The sequence below is a fragment of the Paenibacillus timonensis genome (assembly GCF_022427145.1).
GTDB lineage: Bacteria > Bacillota > Bacilli > Paenibacillales > Paenibacillaceae > Fontibacillus > Fontibacillus timonensis.
Genome location: NZ_JAKSXN010000076.1, coordinates 1 through 22122, shown reverse-complemented (window position 1 = coordinate 22122; position 22122 = coordinate 1). Strand labels below are relative to the sequence as shown.

Genomic DNA, 22122 nt, shown 5'->3' with positions numbered 1-22122 from the left:
ACAAATTCAAGTTGATTCGGGGCAGCGAGTGCTTGATCTAGGATGCGGGACCGGTACATTAACCCTTCTTTTAAAACAAGCTTACCCGAAAGCTGAAGTAACCGGACTCGATATTGATCCGAATGTTCTCCGAATTGCAGAGAAAAAAACAGTGGATATGGGAATGGACATTGTATTTAATCAAGGAATGTCGTTTGAACTTCCCTACCCTGATCATTCATTTGATCGTGTTATCACAAGTCTAATGTTTCATCATTTGACTTTAGAAAATAAACTCCGAACACTAAAAGAAATTTTTCGTGTACTTAAACCACAAGGTGAACTTCACATAGCGGATTGGGGAAAGGCGCAAAATCGACTCATGCGCATTGCGTTCCTTTCAATCCAAATCCTCGATGGTTTTAAAACGACAGCAGATAATGTAAATGGCCTGATACCGCAAATCATTGATAAGGCCGGGTTTGCTAAATCTAAAGAGACGGATAGGTTCATGACAGTATACGGAACCCTTTCTTTATACAAAGCGAAGAAATAAAACAGCATTACGGTGAAGTTAGCTTCGCTGCGACTGCCCCAAAAAGCTGGCCGGAGTAAACCTTTGTTAAATTGGTATGTTTAATCAAATAAGTATTTGGATATAAGAACAATGTAAATCTACAATTGGATGGAGCAAATCGCTATGTCACTCACATTAATTCTTTCCGCTATTGGCACGTTCATCGTGACAAACGTTGACGATATTTTTGTGCTGATGATCTTTTTCGCACAGATTGAGAAAGCGCGGCACACACAAGTTGTTCTAGGGCAATATCTTGGGTTCGGATTGCTCGTTGTATTGAGCCTATTAGGGGCTTTCGGTTTTACATTTTTGCCACCCGAATGGGCCGGTTTTCTCGGGCTGATACCGATTTATCTCGGTATCCGAATGTTCTTCAAAAAGGAGGAAGAAGATGAGGCAGAGGAAGCGCTTGAGAAATTGGGCAATCTAAAGTCACAACCTTCAAACAACCGTTTGTTTGGACCACTAACGGGTAAGGTCGCTGCGATTACCTTTGCCAACGGGGGGGATAACCTGGGCATATACATTCCGTATTTTACGACCCAGGGCAATGCGTCACTTTTATCCATCGCGATTGTGTTCCTTTTGATGGTCGCGGTATGGTGTTTCCTGGCGTATCGGCTGGCAAGCTTCCCGTCCATTCTAAAGATTCTGGAAAAGTACGGAAGTGTCATTGTTCCACTGGTATTTATCGCATTAGGTATTTCGATCATGCTGCATGGTGATTCATTTGCATATCTCATAAGGCTGTTTGGATAACGTTCATGAAAATCGAAATGACGAACTGGAGGGAAACACAATGGTAGTAGGTGATGCAAGCATGCACACTCAGCTGTTGGTAATCGGCGGTGGTTCGGGGGGTTATGTTGCAGCTATACGAGCTGCGCAGCTTGGCAAGAAAGTGTTGCTGGTGGAGAGATCGGAACTCGGAGGTGTATGTCTCAATTGCGGCTGCGTGCCGTCCAAAGCGCTTATATCCGCGGCGCATCGTTATGAACAAATGCTGGAAAGCGGCATATCCGGGTTAAAAGCGAAAGGCATTGAGCTTGATTTTTTACAGATTCAACAGTGGAAACAGTCGAAAGTGGTGAATCGCCTCAAAACGGGAATTCAATCCTTACTCAAAAAGCATGAAATCTCGGTCTTCAAAGGGGAGGCGCTGTTCATTAATGATCGGGAAGCCCGTCTCTATAATGAACAAGAATCGCTCCGATACCAATTTGACGATTGTATCGTTGCTGTCGGATCGCGCCCAATTGAATTAAAAGCATTCCCGTATGGAAATCGAATTTTGTCCTCCACGGAAGCACTCTCCCTTACCGAAATCCCTGAGCGGATGGTCGTCATCGGCGGTGGCTATATCGGTATTGAGCTAGGCCAAATGTACGCGAAGTTCGGCACGAACGTAACCATTTTGGAAGGTTCTCCGTCGATTCTGCCTGGATTCGAGAGTGAAATTACCGGGATTGTCAAAAAAAATCTTGATTCCCTTGGTGTTACGGTGTACACAAACGCTATGGCTCAATCCGCACAACAGTCGGCTGATGAAATCATGGTTACCTTTACGGTAGATCAGGTAGAACAACAAGTGATGGCCGATTATGTTCTTGTCACAGTCGGACGCCGACCCAATACCGATGGTGAACTCGGTCTTGACCGGATTGGAGTAAAAATTGGCGACCGGGGACTGGTTGAAGTCGATCAACAAGGGAGAACATCTATTCCTCACATTTATGCGATTGGCGATATTATCCCTGGCCCTGCACTGGCGCATAAAGCTTCATACGAAGGAAAAGTGGTTGCTGAAGCTATAGCTGGCCAGCCAAGTGCCTTCGACTATAAAGGGATACCTGCGGTCGTGTTTTCCGATCCGGAAATTGCTTCCGTAGGACTTAGCGAACCTGAAGCCAAAGAGAAAGGATATGACATCATGGTGGGTAAGTTTCCGTTTGCGGCAAATGCGCGTGCTCTCTCTTTGAGTACGTCCGAGGGATTCGTCAAGCTGGTAGGCGATAAGAAAACAGGTTTGATCCTTGGCGGGCAAATCGTCGGGACAAACGCGTCCGACTTGATTCCGGAAATTGCCTTGGCGATTGAAATGGGAACGACCATGGAAGATTTAGCCCTCACGATTCATGCGCATCCGACACTTGGGGAGTTGTCGGCTGAAGCGGCAGAAGTTGCCCTTGGCCATCCCATTCATATTTAGTTTTGTTTGCCTTTGACAAACCAATGGTGCAAGCATAATATAATAATCAAATGAACATTAGATTGAGGTGATGGGAAAAATGAAGAACCAAGATACATGCGAAATCTTTTGTTATGACGAGGATAAGGTCAATCGAGTCCGGGGAAAATTAAGCAAAAATGATTTTCAGGATATGGCGCAAATCTTTAAAGTGCTTGCAGACCATACGCGGCTAAAGGTTGCTTATGCCCTGTGCGATGAAGACGAGTTATGCGTCTGTGATGTGGCCAACATTATCGGCTCCACGATGGCGACGGCTTCCCATCATTTACGGCTGCTGCGGAACATGGGCATTGCGAATTATCGGAAGGAAGGGAAGCTCGTGTTTTATTCATTGGGGGATGAGCAGCTTAAACAAATGATAAGAATTGCCATTGAGCATCAAAAGGAGGTTGTTGGCGTTGAATAAAGTGGCTGAACCATTAGAGAACAAAAACGTGTACCGCGTTGAAGGATTTACATGCGCGAATTGTGCCGGGAAATTTGAGAATAATGTCAAGCAATTGCCGGGCGTTCAAGATGCGAAAGTAAACTTTGGCGCTTCAAAAATTGCCGTTTTCGGCGAAACCACTGTTGAGGAACTGGAGAAAGCCGGGGCATTTGAGAAACTTAAAATCATTCCAGAAAAACCGGTACGGGTGGCAAAACCGGAAGTGAACGAGGAAAAAAACGTATTCAACGTTCAAGGATTTACATGCGCGAATTGTGCCGGGAAGTTTGAAAATAACGTGAAGCAGCTTCCGGGGGTTCGGGATGCGAAAGTGAATTTCGGGGCTTCGAAAATCGCCATATACGGTAATGCCACCATTGAAGAACTGGAGAAAGCTGGTGCATTTGAAAATTTAAAAGTGACCCCGGAAAAAGTGGCACGGGAAGCGAAACCAGAGGGCATCAAAGAAGCGAAAGAACCGTTTTATAAAAAACATAGCACATTGTTGAATGCAGTCTTATTGGTGGTTTTTGGATATATTTCTCAATATGTAAATGGGGAAGAAAACTTAATCACTTCCTTGTTATTTGCAGCCTCTATTGTGATTGGGGGATTCTCGCTCTTTAAAGTCGGTTTTCAAAACTTGTTGCGATTTGAATTTGACATGAAGACACTCATGACAGTTGCCATAATCGGAGCTGCGATCATTGGGGAATGGGCCGAAGGTGCAATTGTGGTTATCCTCTTTGCGATCAGTGAAGCGTTGGAACGCTTCTCGATGGATCGGGCTAGACAATCGATTCGTTCCTTAATGGACATTGCACCGAAAGAAGCACTCGTTAGGCGCAACGGACAAGAAATGATGGTCAATGTCGATGACATCGCCGTTGGCGATATCATGATCGTCAAACCCGGTCAAAAGATTGCCATGGATGGTGTGGTAGTCAGCGGTAACTCTGCCGTGAATCAGGCCGCGATCACCGGTGAGTCCGTTCCCGTTGGCAAAACGGTAGATGATGAGGTTTTTGCGGGGACCTTAAATGAAGAAGGCTTGCTTGAAGTCAAAGTAACCAAGTTGGTCGATGATACGACCATTGCGAAGATTATTCACCTTGTCGAGGAAGCGCAGGGAGAACGTGCTCCGTCACAGGCCTTTGTCGATAAGTTTGCGAAATACTACACACCAGTTATTATGATCATTGCAGCGTTAGTCGCAATACTTCCGCCACTTTTCTTTGATGGAAGTTGGGCTACCTGGGTCTATCAAGGCTTATCCGTTCTTGTGGTTGGTTGTCCTTGCGCACTCGTGATTTCGACTCCGATCTCGATTGTGTCTGCAATCGGAAATGCAGCGAAAAATGGCGTCCTTGTCAAAGGGGGAATTTACCTCGAAGAAATGGGTGCCTTAAAAGCCATCGCCTTTGATAAAACCGGCACGCTCACAAAAGGGGTCCCTGTTGTAACGGATTTCAACGTATTTAGCAAGAAGACGAATGAAACCGAGTTGTTGTCGATCATCACCGCTTTAGAGTATCGTTCCCAACATCCACTTGCTTCGGCCATCATGAGAAAAGCAGAAGAAGCGAATATTTCTTATTCTGACGTCATGGTTGACGACTTTACGTCCATCACCGGTAAAGGGATTAAGGGTACGGTAAACGGAACCATCTATTATATTGGTAATCTGAAACTCTTTAAAGAATTAGCTACAGCTCATTTTAGTAACGAACAAGAGCAACTGGTTATGAAACTGCAAAACCAAGGCAAAACGGCTATGATCGTCGGCACAGACAAAGAAATCCTCGCGGTGATTGCGGTAGCCGATGAGGTGCGTGAATCCAGTAAGGAAATTATTCAAAGGCTGCATCAGATTGGGATCAAAAAAACCATCATGCTTACCGGTGATAACAAAGGTACTGCCAATGCGATCGCCGGACATGTTGGCGTATCGGATGTGCAGGCCGAACTGATGCCGCAGGATAAATTAGACTTTATTAAACAGCTCCGAGCCGATTACGGCAATGTCGCCATGGTTGGCGATGGTGTCAATGATGCTCCAGCGCTCGCAGCTTCTACTGTTGGGATTGCCATGGGCGGAGCCGGTACGGATACCGCTCTTGAAACGGCAGATGTGGCTTTAATGGGGGACGATTTAAGAAAGCTTCCATTCGCAATCAAATTAAGCCGTAAAGCTTTAAACATCATCAAGCAAAACATTACGTTTGCGCTTGCTATTAAGACCATTGCTTTACTACTTGTTATCCCTGGTTGGTTAACGCTCTGGATTGCTATCCTTTCCGATATGGGAGCAACACTCCTGGTTGCGTTAAACGGTTTGCGACTGATGAGAGTCAAGGAATAAGGAGACATAAAACAAAACATTCAGGTTGAGTTAGGGGTGAATACCCCTGACTCTTTCCTTTGAAAGGAAGTGCACTTGTGCTTCATTACTATGTTGTAGCCTTTATCGCCTTTGCCATTGATCAATGGATCAAATGGAGTGTGGCGGCTTATATGGAAATCAATCAAAAGATACCGCTTATTCCAGGCATTATCCAATTGACATCCATTCGAAATCGGGGTGCCGCGTTCGGCATCTTGCAAAACCAGCGGTTGTTTTTTATTTTGGTGACTGCCCTCGTGCTTTTTGGTATTATCATCTACTTGCGCAAAATCTATCGTGGGGAAAAATTTCTCTCTTATGCCTTAGTGCTGATTTTTGGAGGGGCGCTGGGTAATTTTGTAGATCGCGCTCTACATGGCGAAGTCGTGGACATGTTTGAGTTAACAATTATCAATTATCCGGTATTTAACATGGCGGATGTGTTTATCACGACAGGTGTTATTATGGTCATGATTGACACGCTCCGGGCATCCAGAGCGGATAAGGCATCGAGTCAGAGATCAGATGAAAATCGGGCTTGAGGAATCATGCTCCAAAGTTTCCGGAATAAAATCCAAAATGGCGATAGCGATTAAAATTCCTGCGCTTAAAGATATCAAAGCATTCAATCCCTTGCGCGAACAGTCACGTTTAAACAAAAAAACGAGGCCGCCGATCACATTGGCGACCGCCGCCAGAAATACATAAAACAAACTTCCCCAATTATCACAACCACCCTGATCTAATCCGGTACTGGCATTGTTAGGCTATTTTTGTGATGATCCAGATATTTCATTTCACTCTGTGTGTAATAGATTTTTAGGTTGTACATGTTTTTTTCTTCAAATTAAGTCCTTCGCTTAACATTTTTGATCACTACTTTACCATGGGGAATGCTTGGTATGTTGACCATACTGAAACTTAAATCCTGGTCAGGAACTTCATAATTCATGCGATTCACTAAATAATCGAGACTCACTTTCATGACTTCAATGGTGACCCACTCACCGGCACAGCGATGTCCCATAAAGTAATCGCCACCACCTTGCGGAATGAAGCTGAAGGGGCTTCCGTCCCATTCGGCAAACCGAACCGGATTGAATACCTCAGGATTGTCCCATATTTTAAGATCATGATTGGTGCCATAAAGATCTAACAAAGTTAATGTGTCTTCTTCAAATTTATAGTTGTTCCAGGTGAAATCTTTTTTTACCAGTGCCGCGACAAACGGAAAAAACGGATAAAAGCGGCGTACTTCCTGTATAAACATCTGAGCATATTTTTCATCGCCGGATTCAAGTTTCCTCCTTTCTTCCGGATAATGATGTACTGCCAGCGCAGTGAAATTGATGAATATAGCGATAGCTACAATCGGTCTCAAAATATTGATCACTTCCACAGCAGCGGTCTCTGTATCCAAAAGGTTTCCTTCTAGATCGCGATGCCAGGCAAACCTATGTAATACAGTATTTTCAGGGGGGAGCACTTTCCCATCACGAATCTCATTAATGAGTTCTTCGATCCACTTTTCTACCTGATTCCGTGCATGTCTCCCTAGCCAATGAGCTGGACCGATAGCAGCTGCCGACTCGAACATCGCTTCCAAATCGTTTGTCAGCTTCTTCACTTCGTCTTCTCGTACCGGTACACCAGCCCACTGGCAGGCTGTCCGGCACATAATTTCCTGCACTTCTTCATAAAGAACAACCTCATCCATCAGTTCCCATTTTTCCACTGCCATCTCCCACTGTTTTTTTGTAATCTCGGTCAGTTTTTCAAGTCCATCAGGAGACATGATCGACATAAACATTTCCTTACGGTGCTTATGGGCCTCTCCATCTAAAGCCTGAACACCATTTTTGCCAAACAGTGTTTGTACCACCCGGTTTGGTGCTGCATCTTTCCTTTTGAATTTTTCAGTGTCATAAAAAACTTCCGCAGCTTCCTTTCCTCCCATGCAGATTGCTTTCTTTCCAAACACTCGGGTCTCGAATACATCAGAATTAAAACTGTGACGTCTGTTCAAAATGTACATATATCCTTCTCTCATAAGGCTCAAGGTATGGTCTATTCCTTCTTCCCGAGGCATTTGATTTGTATTTGACATATCATTCAACTCCATTCTTCATGAGTAATGATTCTTATTATTGGTAAAATATTCCCTTTTTATTCGTAAGCGGCAAACCCAGCACACCTTCTGCGTTACCCGAATTCATGAGAAAACGAGGCAACTTCAATTAGCAGGAGTTTGTCTCATGACGAAAAAAGAACAAAGACGACAGGAAGATCAGTTAAGATATTGGCTTCGTACTTTGAAAGAGCGTTCGTCCAGGACGGCAAAATCCTCCGCGACGTTGTTCCGCTCTCCATCAGCGAACCAACGCCCCGTTCGGCACCCTCTCTTCATCCATATGTCGGCTTCGCGCGGATTGACCTATCCGCAGGTTTTGACCCCCATTTGCTTCGAGAAGTCGTCGTTGTTCCGTGAAATTACCATATCCGGCGGCAGGATGAATCTTTTTATCTGCTGAATAATTCAGGTAAACACCTAATTTACATGTATAACCATCTACTTTGCTGGTGTTACCCCGTTTATGGCACGCTTTTCGTATTATCAGGTTAGCCAGTAATTACTGGCTAACCTGATAATACGAAAAGCCCACCTTAGCGAGTCATTAGTTAAATATTTTAATGTCTAACAACATGAAGTGAATCGTTTTCTTACGCGTCGGCGTATCAGATTATGCTATCGTGTTTCTGGACCCCATTCATTTCAAGGTGAAGCAGGATGTCAGCTTTTACCTACTTTTTTAAATCGATATCCGATCAATCGTGCCTTTGATTTTCTCAGAAAAAATCCACCCAAAAAATAGGCAGGATGAATGTAGTATGATCATTTGGCTTTCCAGTGTAGGAGCATCGCGTTACTCCAAAAAGGCTGCAGCATTCACTAGCAGTATTAGGTTAAAGCAGTTTTTCCATAATCATTACATCTATGAATTTATCATCCAGTAAACCTTGTTTTTCAAACACACCGACTTCCCGATATCCAACTTTTCGATACAGTCCTTGACCACTTTCATTAAATGGGAAGGTGAAGATCACGATTTTATAAAAATCGTTTGCTTTCGCTTCGCTTTCAAGGGCTGGTAGAAGGGAACTTCCAATACCCTGCCCTCTATATTCACGATCTACATAGATAGACAAATCGGCTACGCCATCATAAGCACATCGTTGTGAATAGCGATTTAAAGAAGACCACCCAACAACTTTCCCATCTTTTTCAGCTACCAGAACAGTATGCCTACCTTGATGCTCTCGAAACCAATTTTCCATGTATGACAGGCTTTTAGTCTCTACTTCAAGTGTAGCGATTCGATCTTCGATTCCTTGATTGTAGATGTCTAAAATTTGCTCAATATCCTCGATCAAAGCCTTTCTTGTGGTGATTATACCTGAACTCACAACAGTTCCTCCAATTCGTTGACTAACATTTGGTTGCTTTGATAACGGCAGAAACAATGTAATCCTGGATATTACCACCTGGAATCCAATCTTTGATAAAAGATTTGGATTCATCCTTTGGTTCGATTGAAATTTCGCTAAAGCCGCTTTGCTGAAGTATCATTTTAATTTCCTCAATGGCAGATGCTCCTGAAATGCACCCTGAATACAGTTCATTCAAGTCATTTTTGATCTCTGGTGGAAGTTCTGCCGTGGTGACAATATCAGATATGGCCAACCGACCGCCAGGTTTTAGAACACGGAATGCTTCATTGAATACCTGCTGCTTATCCGGGGAAAGATTGATGACACAGTTAGAAATAATCACATCTACTCGGTTATCGCCAACGGGAAGATGTTCAATTTCCCCTAAACGAAAATGAGTATTGGTGAACCCTCCTTTAATTGCGTTCTTTCGCGCCCGACTTACCATTTCAGGAGTCATATCTACACCAATAACGCTGCCAGTCTCTCCTACTTGCCTCGCGGCTAAGAAGCAGTCAAATCCTCCACCAGAACCTAAATCCAAGACAACTTCCCCCGTCCTCATTTCCGCTATGGCTTGAGGATTACCGCATCCCAAGCCAAGGTTAGCTCCTTCAGGTACGGAGGTCAATTCGTTGCTTGTATAACCTAATTTTGTTGAAATCGCATCGAAATCCGTTTGGGTACTGCAGCAGCTTGCTGCTTGGTTATCGCTTGTCTGGCAGCATGAATCCGTTTTAGCTTCACTAATGGCAATTTGTTTATAACGATTACGAACGTTTTGACGAATTTCATCATTAGATAATTTCCCCACTTTATACACTCCTTCGACTTTGAGTTTAGCAGCAAGGCGCAAAGCTTGTTTCCGCCGAACAGCAAGTAACATGAGATTCATTCATTTTTGCATGACGCAAACGGAGGATAAAACCCAGCAGCGGCTTTTTGCTTTTCACTGCGGACCATTTCCAAGCTTCACGAGTAGATTTTTGCAATTCCATCTCATGCAATTTCATCATGTATTCAGCGGCGAATAGATTATCAAACATACAGAACCTCCTTAAATGATGTATTTTTGCTGGATAGACTATCTGCATATAGCTGTAACATCTTTTAGGTTTATGACCAAGACTAAAACTTGTAACATACAAGTGTAAAGCAAAAAAGATTATCCCGAGACGGGTCTACAACATTTTTCTGATTTCGCCATAGCTTCATTCATGAGCTTTATGGAACGAACAACCGTGTCTTTTTCAAACTCGGTCATATAAGAAAAAACTTCATCAAGAAAAGCATTCATTTGCTGATCAATCGTTGTAGCTACGTATTTTCCTTCGGTGGTCAAAGCGAGAGTTGAAATCCGGCGATCCGTTAAATCCGGTGTCTTCTTAATCAAGTTCATTTTGATTAATGACTGTATTTGTCTGCTGAACGTAGTAATATCTGTTCCCAATGTATCCGCTATTTGCTGCATGGAGGGATTATGCTGACGGTCTACTTCAAATAAAATATGACTTTGAACGGTGGATATATCATTTCCACCTACGCTACAGCAACTTTTGTTCAGCAAACCAAATCGGCGGGTCATTATTTGAAAAAGCTCGCGAGTGCTTTCCATTGTCTTGTTCACCTCTTGATAAATTTATACAACTTTAACTTGTAAATTGCAAGTATTTTTTTGATTAAATCAATATGCAGAGTCATATTGATTATTAAGCCTGATAAGATTAATATATAAATATGCGCTTATATAATACGTTTTCTGAAATTGATACAGGGGGGATGATCTTGGAACCGATTAATGAAATGGCTGATAAGTTAAAGCTTCTAAGTGATAAAACAAGGCTCACCATATTGTCTTTACTGAAAGATCGGGAATTATGTGTGTGTGAACTTGTTGAGATCTTGGAAATTTCCCAACCCGGCGTGAGTCAACATTTAAGAAAATTAAAATCTCAAGGTATTGTAAAGGAAAATAAGCGTGGACAATGGGTATATTACTCCTTGAACGTAGAGGATAAACCATATATTAAGGCAGTATTGGATTTCACTCCTGATCCGAAAAGCATCTTATCTTTCCTGAACAAAGAAGAAATAACTTCGGTTTGCAAGTAATATTTCTTCTGTTGATTATATAATTGTATAGTTATATAATGATTTGCGAATGTAATTCCTTTAGCCGGTGAATCCAGCAGAACGTGAATTGGAGGCTTTAAAATGGTATCCGTTGTATTGGCATGTGTCATTTTCCTAATAACATTAACACTCGTGATCTGGCAGCCCAAAAAATTATCCATCGGTTGGTCTGCCTGTGGTGGCGCGGTGTTAGCACTACTTGTAGGTGTGGTCGATTTTCAAGACGTTTTGGACGTAACTCAGATCGTCTGGAATGCAACGTTGGCTTTCGTGGCAATCATCATCATTTCACTGATTTTGGATAAGATTGGTTTCTTTGAATGGGCCGCGCTGCACATGGCCCGAGCAGCCCGTGGGAACGGCATACGTATGTTTGTATTTGTCAGTATCCTTGGAGCTGTAGTTGCTGCATTTTTTGCCAATGATGGAGCTGCGCTCATCTTGACACCCATCGTATTAGCAATGGTTCGGGCTTTGAATTTTGATGAGAAAAAAGTGTTCCCCTTTATTATTGCGAGTGGGTTTATCGCGGATACAACCTCACTTCCACTTGTCGTCAGCAACTTGGTTAATATAGTTTCTGCCGATTTTTTCGGTATCGGATTTAGTGAATATGCAAGCCGGATGATTATTCCGAATCTGTTTTCTCTAACTGCCAGCATCTTGGTGCTGTACTTCTTTTTCCGTAAGAGTATTCCGCGGCGCTTTGAAGCTGCACAGTTAAAAGAACCGGCCGATGCCATCAAGGATACCGTGATGTTTCGTTTGTCCTGGTATGTGCTGTCTGTACTTTTAATTGGCTATTTTGTCAGCGAATTTATGGATATTCCGGTCTCCCTGATTGCCGGTGTCATTGCGCTTTTGTTCCTGTTGATGGCCCAAAGAAGCAGTGTCGTACCTACTAAGGAAGTTCTCAAAGGTGCTCCATGGGCAATCGTGTTTTTCTCAATAGGGATGTATGTAGTGGTGTATGGACTGCGGAACGCCGGCCTTACTGATTTGCTTGCACAAGTTATTCAAGCTGCCGCTGATCAAGGATTATTCATGGCGACAATGGGAATGGGCTTTATTTCGGCCATTCTGTCATCAATAATGAACAACATGCCTACCGTTATGATAGATGCGCTTGCAATCCATTCTACCCATACATCCGGAGCGATCCGGGAAGCTCTGATTTACGCCAACGTCATCGGTTCTGACCTAGGTCCTAAAATCACCCCGATTGGCTCATTGGCGACGCTGCTATGGCTTCATGTACTGTCTTCTAAAGGGGTCAAGATCTCTTGGGGGACCTACTTTAAAACAGGAATAATCCTGACCATTCCAACTCTGTTTATTACATTGCTTGGCTTGTACCTGTGGTTAACCATTTTGTAATGTTCATATAAAAGGAGATAATGACATGGAAAAGAAAACACTGTACTTTTTGTGCACCGGCAATTCTTGCCGGAGTCAGATGGCTGAAGGTTGGGCGAAAAAACATATTGGAGATAGTTGGAATGTGTTTAGTGCAGGAATCGAAGCACATGGCTTGAATCCGAATGCAGTTAAAGCAATGAAGGAAGTAGGAATTGATATTTCGAACCAAACTTCCGATATTATTGATCCTGAGATTCTTAATAACGCTGATTTGGTTGTAACCCTTTGTGGCGATGCTGCAGATAAATGCCCTGTAACACCGCCTAAAGTGAAACGGGAGCATTGGGGCTTTGATGATCCGGCAAAAGCTCAAGGCACAGATGAAGAAAAGTGGGCTGTATTCCAACGTGTACGCGATCAAATCGGGGAGAGAATTCAAAAATTTGCTGAAACGGGAAACTGATTGCTTATTAAAAATAAAATACGTTATTTCCAAAAGCGGGCGTATCCTTTATTTAGGACAACGCCCGCTTTTGATTTTTAGAGTTTCTCTCTGTACAAATGCACTTCATCATTTCGTCATTGTTGAGCATATTCTGACATGGGCTACATTCATTACAAGTTGGTAAACGACGAAAATAGTAGTATAGCTTCCATTTTTTAATTTTTTTGATTGAAGGTTGCCTTTTTCGACTCTGCTCCCCATTTAATTACAGAGAGGAGATGGAAACTTATGACACTGGGAGTTGGCGTTAATGATTTAGTTGAAAGAGCGTTCAGCAGTTACGTTAAAGCATGTCTCCAGCACGCTCAAAAAGATTATTTTGAGAAGCTGAAGCGTGATTCAGCTTATGTTGTCCCTTTGGATGCTGTCACTTTCGAGATCAATATCAACTTTTTAGTTCGTCACCACGACATGCCGCAACCTCAAAATGTTCCTGTTCTTTCTCAAATTTCTGAAATATCGCATCTTACATCAAAAGAACAAAGGCTATTGTACCACAAGTATTACGAGGATAAAACAGACAAGGAAATTGCTCGACTTTTAGGAACCAGCAGACAAGCAGTTTCCAAAATGAAATCAAACGTTCTGGTGAAGCTTAAAAGAATCATGGAGAAGTAAAGGCTCGTTTGCTTGTCGCAGTCCTCCCTTTTTATCATACATCGCTTATCATTCACATCTGGACGATAAAAAGGAGGATAAACATGAATAGCGTTTCTACTCTACTCCATTTAGCACAAAAAGGTGACAAAGAAGCAGAAGCCACATTAATTGCCCGTTATGAGCCAGTTATTAATAAATACGCCAAGCGAAATGGAACCATTGATGAGGATTGCAAACAACAGTTGACGATTGCCTTTATCTTGGCAGTTCGTCGCTTTGATCTTAGTCGTTACGAATAAAAACGGACAAGCCATGCGGAGTATGCTGATATGCTCCCCATACGGTAGACAGGTGAAATAATAAAACCTGTTACTGTAAGGGGAGTTTTTTCATGTCTAAAAAGAAGCTTAGTACTACTGAGAAGTTAGCTATCCTTCAAGAGATTGAAAGCGGCCATATTGGAGTAAAGGGAGCTGTCAGGAAGTACGGTTTGAACAAGTCTACAATAGCCAAATGGCGACGTCGTTATCAGTTATATGGTTACGAGGGATTAGCGATCCGCACTCGTAATCGTGCTGCTTCGCTGTTTTCGTGTAATCTTGTCCATTTGCAAGGCAGTACAAGACAATGTCAATTCTCTCTTGCCATGTTGTGGAACGTCCCTTAGTCATAGCCGTTGTTCCCCCTGTATAAGCGTTTAAACTGCTATGTCACTTCAATTTATATAAGGCCCTAGCAAGTCTCTATCACATTCATTACATAGCATATACTCACGCTGACCTTTTTGCATAAAAGAAAATTTACCTCTTGAAGGGGATGAGTGGTGTTCGCTATTTGTCATCGTAAAGAGATTTATAAAATCTTTCAGGTGTTATATGTGAATTAATTAATTCTTTAGTTTCCCTACAGAGCTTACATGCGCTGTTACCACCATTAAATTTGTCCTTAACGTTACATAAAATCAACACGAATCAATAACTCTGAGCCCCCCCAAACCACTTGAGCCCATCCATAAGGATCAATGATCCCCATCTGCCACCTATCCATTATCGACTTGTCGAACACATTATATCGTGTGTTCTTCTTTTCAATGTCAATCAGGAGCGGCTAATGGTAAACCACGTCTTCACAACATTTCCCCATAATATCCTTACTTAAATAGTTAAACTTTTGAATTGCGGCTTGATCGATCTGATTAGCGACCTCTGCAAGATAACAAAAATTATCGAATACTAATTTGTAGCACTCTAACAGTCGATTCATCTTCTGAAAGGATATAACGAATTTAGTTGTGCCTCTTTTTCAGTGAGATATTGTTCTGCCCAATCGATCCCTGCACGAATCGCATCGTTTATTTCTTCAGCCTTATAAGTGAAGCTTCTTATATTCAGATAACTCACTTCATAATCACCTTGCATCCAGGTATCTCCCTTGCCCTCTTCTTTAATCCAAACCCCTACAAAACGGTTTATTGCACAAATATGGGCTTCATCAATATGTCCAGATGGCTCTGACTTTTCAATAACGACAAATCTTGACACGGCTGCATAGGCAAGCATCTTTTCTTCATTGGTAAGATGTCCAATGTCCGGTTGGTCTTTAATTAAATACGGCGAATATCCTAGCCTCCTCAGTTCGTCACAAATTGCTGATAATCTATTCCAACATTCCGGTGTATTGTCTTTCCCTAGAACCAGAACCATCGATTTTTTCCATGAATCAAGCCAATCTGTGAAAGTAGTATTTTCATGACCACTTTCATTTTTTTCATAACATCTTTGAACTACCTGCGCTAACCTATTGTCAGAAAGTGGCTCTTTCAATCCCAAGTCAATAAATTCCTGATACATTCTAGAACGGTTAAATGAAGGTGACTCCAGCAATACAAAAAGTCTATCAAATAACAATCGTTGAGCTAGCATTTCTACAAAAGCTCCACATAATTGTTGCTTTGTCATGCCTCTACCAACATAATCTTCTTTTTCCAAATCTAACATCCGTCCCAGTGCATAGATCTCTTCTTCGGAGAATGATTGCTTCAAAAAATTAATTAAACGTTGTTGATTACCTAAGTTGTTTTCAAAATGTGAATTCAAAAAGTTTCCCCTCATCTCCGTTATTATTTAGTTCTAACCTAATGTATGGGTCACTAGCTAGCTCTTCTGGCATTAATATAGTTGTGATAATATACTGAAATTCTGGCTCCATATGCTTATCAATAAATGACTGTTCAAGCTCATCTTTAACATAGGTGAAAATCCTGTTATAGACAGCAGGGTCGATGTCATTTATATTGGGTGAGTCATGTACAAGTAGTCTCGGATGAGGTGTATCTTTTTCTATTGCTAACTTTAACAAACTTAAATCAAAAGCAATAACTGCTAAAGTTATTGCCGCGGCCCCAGTATCTCTACCTTCACTTAAATTGAGATATCTAATCTCAGCTTGAAAATTCTTAGCTCTCTCACTCAATTGAAACAAACCGATTCTATTATTGAAATACAAATATGAAACAATCTCATGGAAGTACTGTTTTAAACTTTCAATACTATCTTCCATTTGTTGTTGAATTCTGTTTCTATTTGCCTTTGCAATTGTAAGTTGATCTTTAGCCAAGCCATGTTTTCTCTTATAGTCTTCATTGTCTCTAAAAAACTCTAAATCCTGCCTTAATCCAGCCAGTTTTTCTTCAAGCGAATGTTGCTCAGTTTCGATTTCATTAATCTTTCCAAGTATTTCATTACCATCCTGTGAAATTTCCAGATTCATCTCGTCGATTTTATTATCAAGCTCAGACATTTCAACTTTAAATTCTTTTAGATTTTGATTTAACTCATCAATGGCTTCCATTAAATCCTGTCGCTCATTAGACAAAATAGTTTGCATCGTCTCCAATGCTTCATATGAGCCTTCTCGTTCTTCAGCTCTTCTAGGACATTTAAAAGATGGATCATTTGTAATAGGCACCAAGCACACTGGGCATTTCTCATACTCATATGGATCCAATAGTTGGTAGGCATGATGAGCTGTTTCAAAATTTTCCTTTTCAGTTTGCACTTCATTAAGTGTAGCTTGAAAGTTCTCCATTCTCACTTTTAATAGGTTCTCTTCTCGCGCGAGCATTAACTTTCGCTGAAGAAGTGCTTGTTTCTGCTCAATACGAACGTCATTACGCTGTTGGAGTAAAATCAATTGTTGCTTAAGTACTGTTTTCTCCTCATCTTTTACTGATATTTGTTCCAAAACAGTTTCTGCTTCCGATCTAATAAGCTCTTCTGCCTGATTAACTTTGTGCCTTACATACTTTTTAATGATATCAAACGCTTTTTTTGCTTCTCTTTCGGCCTCTTCCGCATTACTTACTTTCATATCTGCACCCAATGTCTCTGAGGTAGTCAATCCTGATAGGAATTGTTGCAGTTTCCGCTTCGCGTCAGCACTAACAGTATAGTTTCCAGTTTTATCAATAGCCTCAAAACCACCAACTTGGTCTCTAAAAATCATTTGCATGACGTCTCGAAATGATATAAATCTCTTGTCTTCATAAATATTGGCCCCAGAAAAAAGTTTATCCTCTAACAAATCCCTATAATCTTTAACTGGATACCTCTCACCTTTAATTTGATTACCTTCCAAAAGATCGTTGATTATCCATCCTTTATGAAGGATGCAAATGTCACCTTTAACAAGATTTCGTTGAACAGTGTACTTCTCCACATTGATTCGAAATTCCATTAATAACTCATGTGACTCCAACGTTTTACGTCCATAAGCTTTATCTTTATACAAAAAATTGCTTTTCCCCAAACCATAGTCAAGTAAATGAGCAAAAGTTGTTTTTCCCACACTATTACGTATCCCAGGCTGGTTTTCTCCCATTTCTTTTAAATTATTAGCAATTAGGGTAGCACGAACTACATTCAAACCAGCCCTGAATGTAACATCTGTCTTCCCTTTCGGAGGGTTTACTGCTACTCGGTTGATAAAGAGAATTTTCCCCATAGTTGTTCTCCTGATATTTGTGAAATTTTTTTATTTAATGATGTAATATTCGTTTCCTTTACAATACGACTCGCATAATAGGCTTTTTTCTGGATACGTCTTATTAGCTCACTCTCAATTGAAATATTAAATGATGGAACAATATGAACCAATTCATCTTTGATTCCTATTAACCCTTTAGCTAGGAGTTCTTTAATCCCTCTAATGAAACGCACATCGTATTTTTGATTAATATACGGAACAAGCATAGTATCAAGGTTTCCAAATTCCCACCTAGGAACAATTTGTAGAAACTCTAGTTTCTCTTTCTCATCTAAAAATTCAATGAGTACATTAGAAAATCGTATAAGATACATTGCGCAAGCAAGTTGATTCATTGAACACTTTTGCATGTATCTCAACAGTATTAGTAATATTAGCCCGTTTAAGGAGCCGCTTTCTTCAATATCATACGTTGCTAATTCTCGCTCAACATTACGTTTAAACAGAGTAGTTCACCCTCATTCATTAAAAATGTAACAATCATATGTTGTATCAAAAATAACTCCTGTAATTTGTTCAAGGCAGTCATCATAATAACTCCGAACTTGAGTAGGTAACTGAGCATATAAATATTCGAATAGCCTTTCATACCGAAAATCCGCTGTATATTGACTTGCTGGATAGGTATCACAAATACGGAAATACAAAAACATCACTTTTCTTTTTAATTTATTATATTTGCGGTATCCTAATTTTTTGGCCAGTCGCTGCAACACAGAAATTTCCACTCTACTTCTCATTGCATGTTCTTGTTTATCCTTAGAAAATTTCGCTTTATTTTCGAGCTTGTCCTTAAAATCAGTCATATCTGCTCTATCAATTTCGGCAGTATATTGTTCTAATTCAGAGTCATCCATCTGTTCAAGAGTCTGCAGTAATGAAGTAAACATATCTCCGAATTGAATGGCCAAGTCTGCATCAATAGGTCGGAAAATAGAGTTGGCGCTTCCAACTCTATGAATGGTTGATTCAAATTCAGTAATTAAATCCGAAGCAACCCCTTTTTGTACTGATCGATCTACCATTGCGTTCAAAGCTTGAAGTGTAGTTGAATGTTGCGGATAAACATCATTGGGGGGCTCTTGAAGAATTACACGACACACCCTAGCCATTTGCTCAAATGTAGGACACATGGCATGAATTGTATCAATAATCGATTGCTTCTCTGGTTCACTGGGGTTAATCATTGCCAAAAGTATCACCTGCCTTATGCTACAGAGAGATGGGTAATTGTTACGTGTATTCGACACCTCACCCTATATATCCTCCTTTTATCCCAAGACTTTACAGCTATAATCATCCTTCAGTAGTCAAATCCAGATATAGAAGGACTATATCGAACTTTAAGATGTAAAACTGTCTTTGCCGTATACTACTCGTTCTTCATCAAACAATTTGATCTTGGGATAGTTTACGATAGCCAGTAGTTTGGTGCTGCGTTAATTGCCTATCATCTGAAAGATTTGTTTCTTGCAAACCTAGAAGTAAGTGAGATGACATTCTTCTACTAAGCAAGTATAAGGTAATTTGAAGAATCTCTAAGCATAAAACTATTTGTACATATCAACCTAACAAGTATCCAATTATTCGTCGCTTTGATCTTAATCGTTACAAATAAACACGGGCAAGCCATGTGGAGTATACTTCACATGGCTGTCCTTGTTTTCTCGTACTTTAATCTTTTCTATTTTAAAAAAATTTGAGGATGCAGTTGCCTTTTTCTTTCCTAATCCCCACTTATATAACAGGAAGCAATCATCAGAATTAATGTTACCCTTGATTGCACCTCGATCCTTGAAAGCTTCATATTGCTTGTTTCAGGTACGTTCCTTTCTCTACTGTGAAAACCAGAAGCGACGAAGCGGAAGCGCCATGACAGTCCCTTTAATGGGGCTTGAGCGACCATCTCTCCGGCTGAAATCATCCTGTGGGTGGGATGAATCGCCATAACCAGAGAAAGGGATTATGATACTTCTGCCCGGCCAGCGTCACAGCATTGGGGGCAGCTCGCTCGGATGAGGGGGAGCTTCGTCATAAAGTCGGAGCTATGATGCTGACCTACCGTCAGCAGCTTGAAACAACACTTATCCTTAACCCTATGGAGATGAATAGCATAGTGATGCCTACTTATTATGCACACGGCCCACCGCGGCACGTACACATATCCATTTGAAAGGGGGTCTTTGTCATGTCAGAACAATCCGTTCCATTGCCCGAGGACACAAAGCATCTGCTTACATCCATGTTTCAACAATACCCCGACGTCGTTAATATTCCACAACTATGCGAAATGCTCGGTGGAATTAGCAGCAAAAGCGCGTATAAGCTTTTACAGGCGAATCGAATTCCTCACTTTAAAATCGGGCGAGCATACAAGATACCTAAAAACCAAATTATTGCCTACCTCCAATCATTGATGCATTCGCAGCAAATAGATACGACAATCGACTTTAACACTTTAACGCATTGAACTGATGTGTTAACTATGTTATAATTATAGTGTCAATGGTAGGTATAGGGGGCTGCTAATTAAAGGAGGAACGGCATGATAGCAGGCCACCTACAGGAGAAAAAAGGACTCTTTTACATCGTTTTAAACTGCAAAGATCAAAATGGAAAGCGAAAGCCAAAATGGATTCCTACTGGTCTTAAAGTAAAGGGAAACAAAAAGAAAGCTGAAGCCTTGCTGCTCGATACGCGGCGCAATTTTGTAGAGGTCGATGAACAAGCCGAGGAGGAGCCGAATAAAGAAGTCTCCAGTGAAGAAGTAGGAGCAGCAAAAGCGGTTGAGCCTATATTAGAGACAGGGGAAACTGATACTGCTGTTGACCAAACCTTATTCGCAGATTACATGCTTGAGTGGTTGGAAACTGTGAAACCCAGTATTGAGCTTATTACTTACATCTCGTATTCAAACGCTGTAAAGGTCCGAATTGTACCCTATTTCAGAGAGAAGAACATTACGCTTAAAGGGATAAAACCCCAAGACATTCAAGCATTCTATAGTTACGTCATTGATGAATTGAAACTTTCAGCTAATACAGTTATTCATTATCACGCCAATATTCGTTCGGCGCTTCAGCTTGCCTTCATAACTGAACGAATTGATACCAATCCTGCTGATAAGGTTATTCGCCCTAAAAAAGAGCCCTTCGTAGGTAAAGCGTACAGTGCAGATCAAGTAAATCAGCTCTTAGACATTGTAAGGGGAAAAAAATTGGAATTAGGCGTTATTCTAGCTGCCTTTTATGGTCTAAGACGAAGCGAAGTCGTTGGGTTAAAATGGTCAGCAATTGATTTAACTCATCGAACCATTACAATCAAACATACGGTCACTACAGGCTCGCTAAACGGCAAGTATATCACTATTGAAAAGGATAGAACAAAGAACAAGCCTAGTCGCCGCACACTACCGCTCGTAGACACCTTCTACGACCTTCTAGTTCGTTTGAAATATCAACAGGATATAAACCAGCATCAGTTCAAAGAAACGTACTGCTGGGACTATTTGGACTATATCTACGTAGATCAATTGGGGGATCGGATAAAACCGAACTACATCAGCCAAAACTTTAATTCAACCTTAGAAAAGTTTAAGATGCCACACATTCGCTTTCACGATCTTCGTCATAGCTGTGCCAGCTTGCTGTTAGCCAATGGTGTAAGCATGAAGGAGGTTCAAGAATGGCTGGGACATAGTGATTATTCCACCACAGCTAATATTTATTCTCACCTGGAGTTCAGTACCAAAGTATCTTCAGCGAATAAAATGAATAAAGTCATAAAAATATAAAAAAGCTCATTAGAAAATATCTAATGAACTATCGACTGCTAATATGGTACCGGCGAGAGGACTCGAACCTCCACGGTTTCCCAAACGATTTTGAGTCGTTCGCGTCTGCCATTCCGCCACGCCGGCACATTTTAATGGTCTCCATTGCTCCTCTGGACAAAGGAGAGAACTACAGGAGAGAACTTTTCAAACACTTTTTGAAGAATCCAGTTATATCAAGGCTTTAGCGGATAAATCTTTGACTTACGCTCACGATTTTGAGTCGAGCGCGTCTGCCATTCCGCCACACCGGCAAAGTAAAAATATTCAATTTGCCTTGCTTGACTTGCATACTACATCGAGTTATCCTCGACACACCAGCCGCGTACAACTCGACCGCGTAACATCTTAACAAAAGCGCGGTCTTCCAAAATCGGCTGAATTTTGGGGAGTTTGGTGCGGGTCTACCGACAAAAGCGCGGTGCCCTCTTTGGAAAAACCTTATATATCAAGGAACGGAACGGTTTTACGCGCAAAACACAAGGCGCGTACAATTTTGAGTCGCGCGCGTCTGCCAATTCCGCCACACCGGCAAAGGAA

At 41.4% G+C, this 22122-nt stretch carries 24 protein-coding genes and 1 tRNA gene; 15 read left to right on the top strand and 10 right to left on the bottom strand.

All coding sequences use genetic code 11. From position 1 onward, the window contains the following. From MJ257_RS21995 to lspA, 6 genes are all read left to right on the top strand, one after another. The coding region (locus MJ257_RS21995) for a class I SAM-dependent methyltransferase (RefSeq protein ID WP_240271258.1) at positions 1–535 on the top strand (535 nt) is incomplete at its 5' end. Positions 536–664: 129 nt separating this feature from the next. Further along, entirely contained in the window at positions 665–1318 is a 654-nt protein-coding gene (locus MJ257_RS21990) for a CadD family cadmium resistance transporter (RefSeq protein ID WP_308193245.1), read from the top strand. A gap of 40 nt (positions 1319–1358) precedes the next feature. Further along, on the top strand, positions 1359–2768 hold the full coding sequence (gene lpdA / locus MJ257_RS21985; RefSeq protein WP_240271257.1) for a dihydrolipoyl dehydrogenase: 1410 nt from the start codon (positions 1359–1361) through the stop codon (positions 2766–2768). 79 nt (positions 2769–2847) lie between these two features. Next, positions 2848–3216 (top strand): ArsR/SmtB family transcription factor, encoded by a 369-nt coding sequence (locus MJ257_RS21980; protein WP_240271256.1) that lies wholly within the window; start codon positions 2848–2850, stop codon positions 3214–3216. Next, positions 3209–5599, top strand: coding sequence for a heavy metal translocating P-type ATPase (locus MJ257_RS21975; protein ID WP_240271255.1), 2391 nt, complete (start codon positions 3209–3211; stop codon positions 5597–5599). The genes MJ257_RS21980 and MJ257_RS21975 overlap by 8 nt, the downstream gene beginning before the upstream one ends. A gap of 77 nt (positions 5600–5676) precedes the next feature. Further along, a complete protein-coding gene (gene lspA / locus MJ257_RS21970; RefSeq protein ID WP_240271254.1) occupies positions 5677–6162 on the top strand; it encodes a signal peptidase II in 486 nt (161 codons plus the stop codon). A gap of 305 nt (positions 6163–6467) precedes the next feature. Here the strand turns inward: lspA and cypC are convergent, their stop codons facing one another. Then, positions 6468–7727, bottom strand: a complete 1260-nt coding sequence (cypC, locus tag MJ257_RS21965) for a CYP152 family fatty-acid peroxygenase CypC (protein WP_240271259.1) — start codon at positions 7725–7727, stop codon at positions 6468–6470. Between the two features lie 148 nt (positions 7728–7875). Here cypC and MJ257_RS21960 point away from each other — a divergent pair, with 148 nt between their 5' ends. Beyond that, positions 7876–8151 carry a hypothetical protein gene (locus MJ257_RS21960; protein WP_240271253.1) on the top strand — a complete coding sequence of 92 codons (276 nt, stop codon included), beginning with the start codon at positions 7876–7878 and terminating at the stop codon, positions 8149–8151. Positions 8152–8584: 433 nt separating this feature from the next. On the opposite strand, the gene MJ257_RS21955 is transcribed toward MJ257_RS21960, so the two are convergent. The 4 genes from MJ257_RS21955 to MJ257_RS21940 all read right to left on the bottom strand — a co-directional run bounded on the left by MJ257_RS21955 (position 8585) and on the right by MJ257_RS21940 (position 10724). Beyond that, entirely contained in the window at positions 8585–9085 is a 501-nt protein-coding gene (locus MJ257_RS21955) for an arsinothricin resistance N-acetyltransferase ArsN1 family A (RefSeq protein WP_240271252.1), read from the bottom strand. 22 nt (positions 9086–9107) lie between these two features. Continuing rightward, complete coding sequence (locus MJ257_RS21950) at positions 9108–9923, bottom strand: arsenite methyltransferase (RefSeq protein WP_240271251.1); 816 nt, start codon at positions 9921–9923, stop codon at positions 9108–9110. A 25-nt stretch (positions 9924–9948) separates the two neighbouring features. Then, on the bottom strand, positions 9949–10155 hold the full coding sequence (locus MJ257_RS21945; RefSeq protein WP_240271250.1) for a hypothetical protein: 207 nt from the start codon (positions 10153–10155) through the stop codon (positions 9949–9951). 119 nt (positions 10156–10274) lie between these two features. Continuing rightward, complete coding sequence (locus MJ257_RS21940; protein ID WP_240271249.1) at positions 10275–10724, bottom strand: MarR family winged helix-turn-helix transcriptional regulator; 450 nt, start codon at positions 10722–10724, stop codon at positions 10275–10277. A 170-nt stretch (positions 10725–10894) separates the two neighbouring features. On the opposite strand from MJ257_RS21940, the gene MJ257_RS21935 reads away from it, so the two are divergent. From MJ257_RS21935 to MJ257_RS25030, 6 genes are all read left to right on the top strand, one after another. Continuing rightward, positions 10895–11221: an ArsR/SmtB family transcription factor gene (locus MJ257_RS21935; protein ID WP_240271248.1), complete on the top strand. Its 327-nt coding sequence runs from the start codon at positions 10895–10897 to the stop codon at positions 11219–11221. Between the two features lie 102 nt (positions 11222–11323). Then, positions 11324–12619, top strand: a complete 1296-nt coding sequence (locus tag MJ257_RS21930; protein WP_240271247.1) for an arsenic transporter — start codon at positions 11324–11326, stop codon at positions 12617–12619. A gap of 25 nt (positions 12620–12644) precedes the next feature. Next, the gene (gene arsC / locus MJ257_RS21925; RefSeq protein ID WP_240271246.1) at positions 12645–13064 is read left to right on the top strand and encodes an arsenate reductase (thioredoxin); all 420 of its coding nucleotides are present in this window, start codon (positions 12645–12647) and stop codon (positions 13062–13064) included. 270 nt (positions 13065–13334) lie between these two features. Further along, the gene (locus MJ257_RS21920) at positions 13335–13724 is read left to right on the top strand and encodes a sigma factor-like helix-turn-helix DNA-binding protein (RefSeq protein ID WP_240271245.1); all 390 of its coding nucleotides are present in this window, start codon (positions 13335–13337) and stop codon (positions 13722–13724) included. Positions 13725–13807: 83 nt separating this feature from the next. Beyond that, entirely contained in the window at positions 13808–14005 is a 198-nt protein-coding gene (locus MJ257_RS21915; protein ID WP_240271244.1) for a helix-turn-helix domain-containing protein, read from the top strand. Between the two features lie 92 nt (positions 14006–14097). Continuing rightward, complete coding sequence (locus tag MJ257_RS25030) at positions 14098–14373, top strand: helix-turn-helix domain-containing protein (RefSeq protein WP_372489876.1); 276 nt, start codon at positions 14098–14100, stop codon at positions 14371–14373. A gap of 592 nt (positions 14374–14965) precedes the next feature. On the opposite strand, the gene MJ257_RS21910 is transcribed toward MJ257_RS25030, so the two are convergent. From MJ257_RS21910 to MJ257_RS21895, 4 genes are all read right to left on the bottom strand, one after another. Continuing rightward, positions 14966–15802: a hypothetical protein gene (locus MJ257_RS21910; protein WP_240271243.1), complete on the bottom strand. Its 837-nt coding sequence runs from the start codon at positions 15800–15802 to the stop codon at positions 14966–14968. Continuing rightward, on the bottom strand, positions 15786–17708 hold the full coding sequence (locus MJ257_RS21905; protein ID WP_240271242.1) for a DUF2326 domain-containing protein: 1923 nt from the start codon (positions 17706–17708) through the stop codon (positions 15786–15788). Before MJ257_RS21905 ends, MJ257_RS21910 begins: the two co-directional genes overlap by 17 nt. Then, entirely contained in the window at positions 17678–18085 is a 408-nt protein-coding gene (locus tag MJ257_RS21900; protein ID WP_240271241.1) for a hypothetical protein, read from the bottom strand. The genes MJ257_RS21905 and MJ257_RS21900 overlap by 31 nt, the downstream gene beginning before the upstream one ends. Before the next feature lie 123 nt (positions 18086–18208). Further along, positions 18209–18943 (bottom strand): hypothetical protein, encoded by a 735-nt coding sequence (locus MJ257_RS21895; RefSeq protein WP_240271240.1) that lies wholly within the window; start codon positions 18941–18943, stop codon positions 18209–18211. Between the two features lie 995 nt (positions 18944–19938). Between MJ257_RS21895 and MJ257_RS21890 the strand changes: the two genes are divergently transcribed. Further along, positions 19939–20220, top strand: a complete 282-nt coding sequence (locus MJ257_RS21890) for a helix-turn-helix domain-containing protein (protein WP_240271239.1) — start codon at positions 19939–19941, stop codon at positions 20218–20220. Positions 20221–20295: 75 nt separating this feature from the next. Next, entirely contained in the window at positions 20296–21543 is a 1248-nt protein-coding gene (locus MJ257_RS21885) for a site-specific integrase (RefSeq protein ID WP_240271238.1), read from the top strand. A gap of 44 nt (positions 21544–21587) precedes the next feature. Here MJ257_RS21885 and MJ257_RS21880 read toward each other — a convergent pair. Then, positions 21588–21669, bottom strand: a tRNA-Leu gene (locus MJ257_RS21880). Positions 21670–22122: the final 453 nt, after the last annotated feature.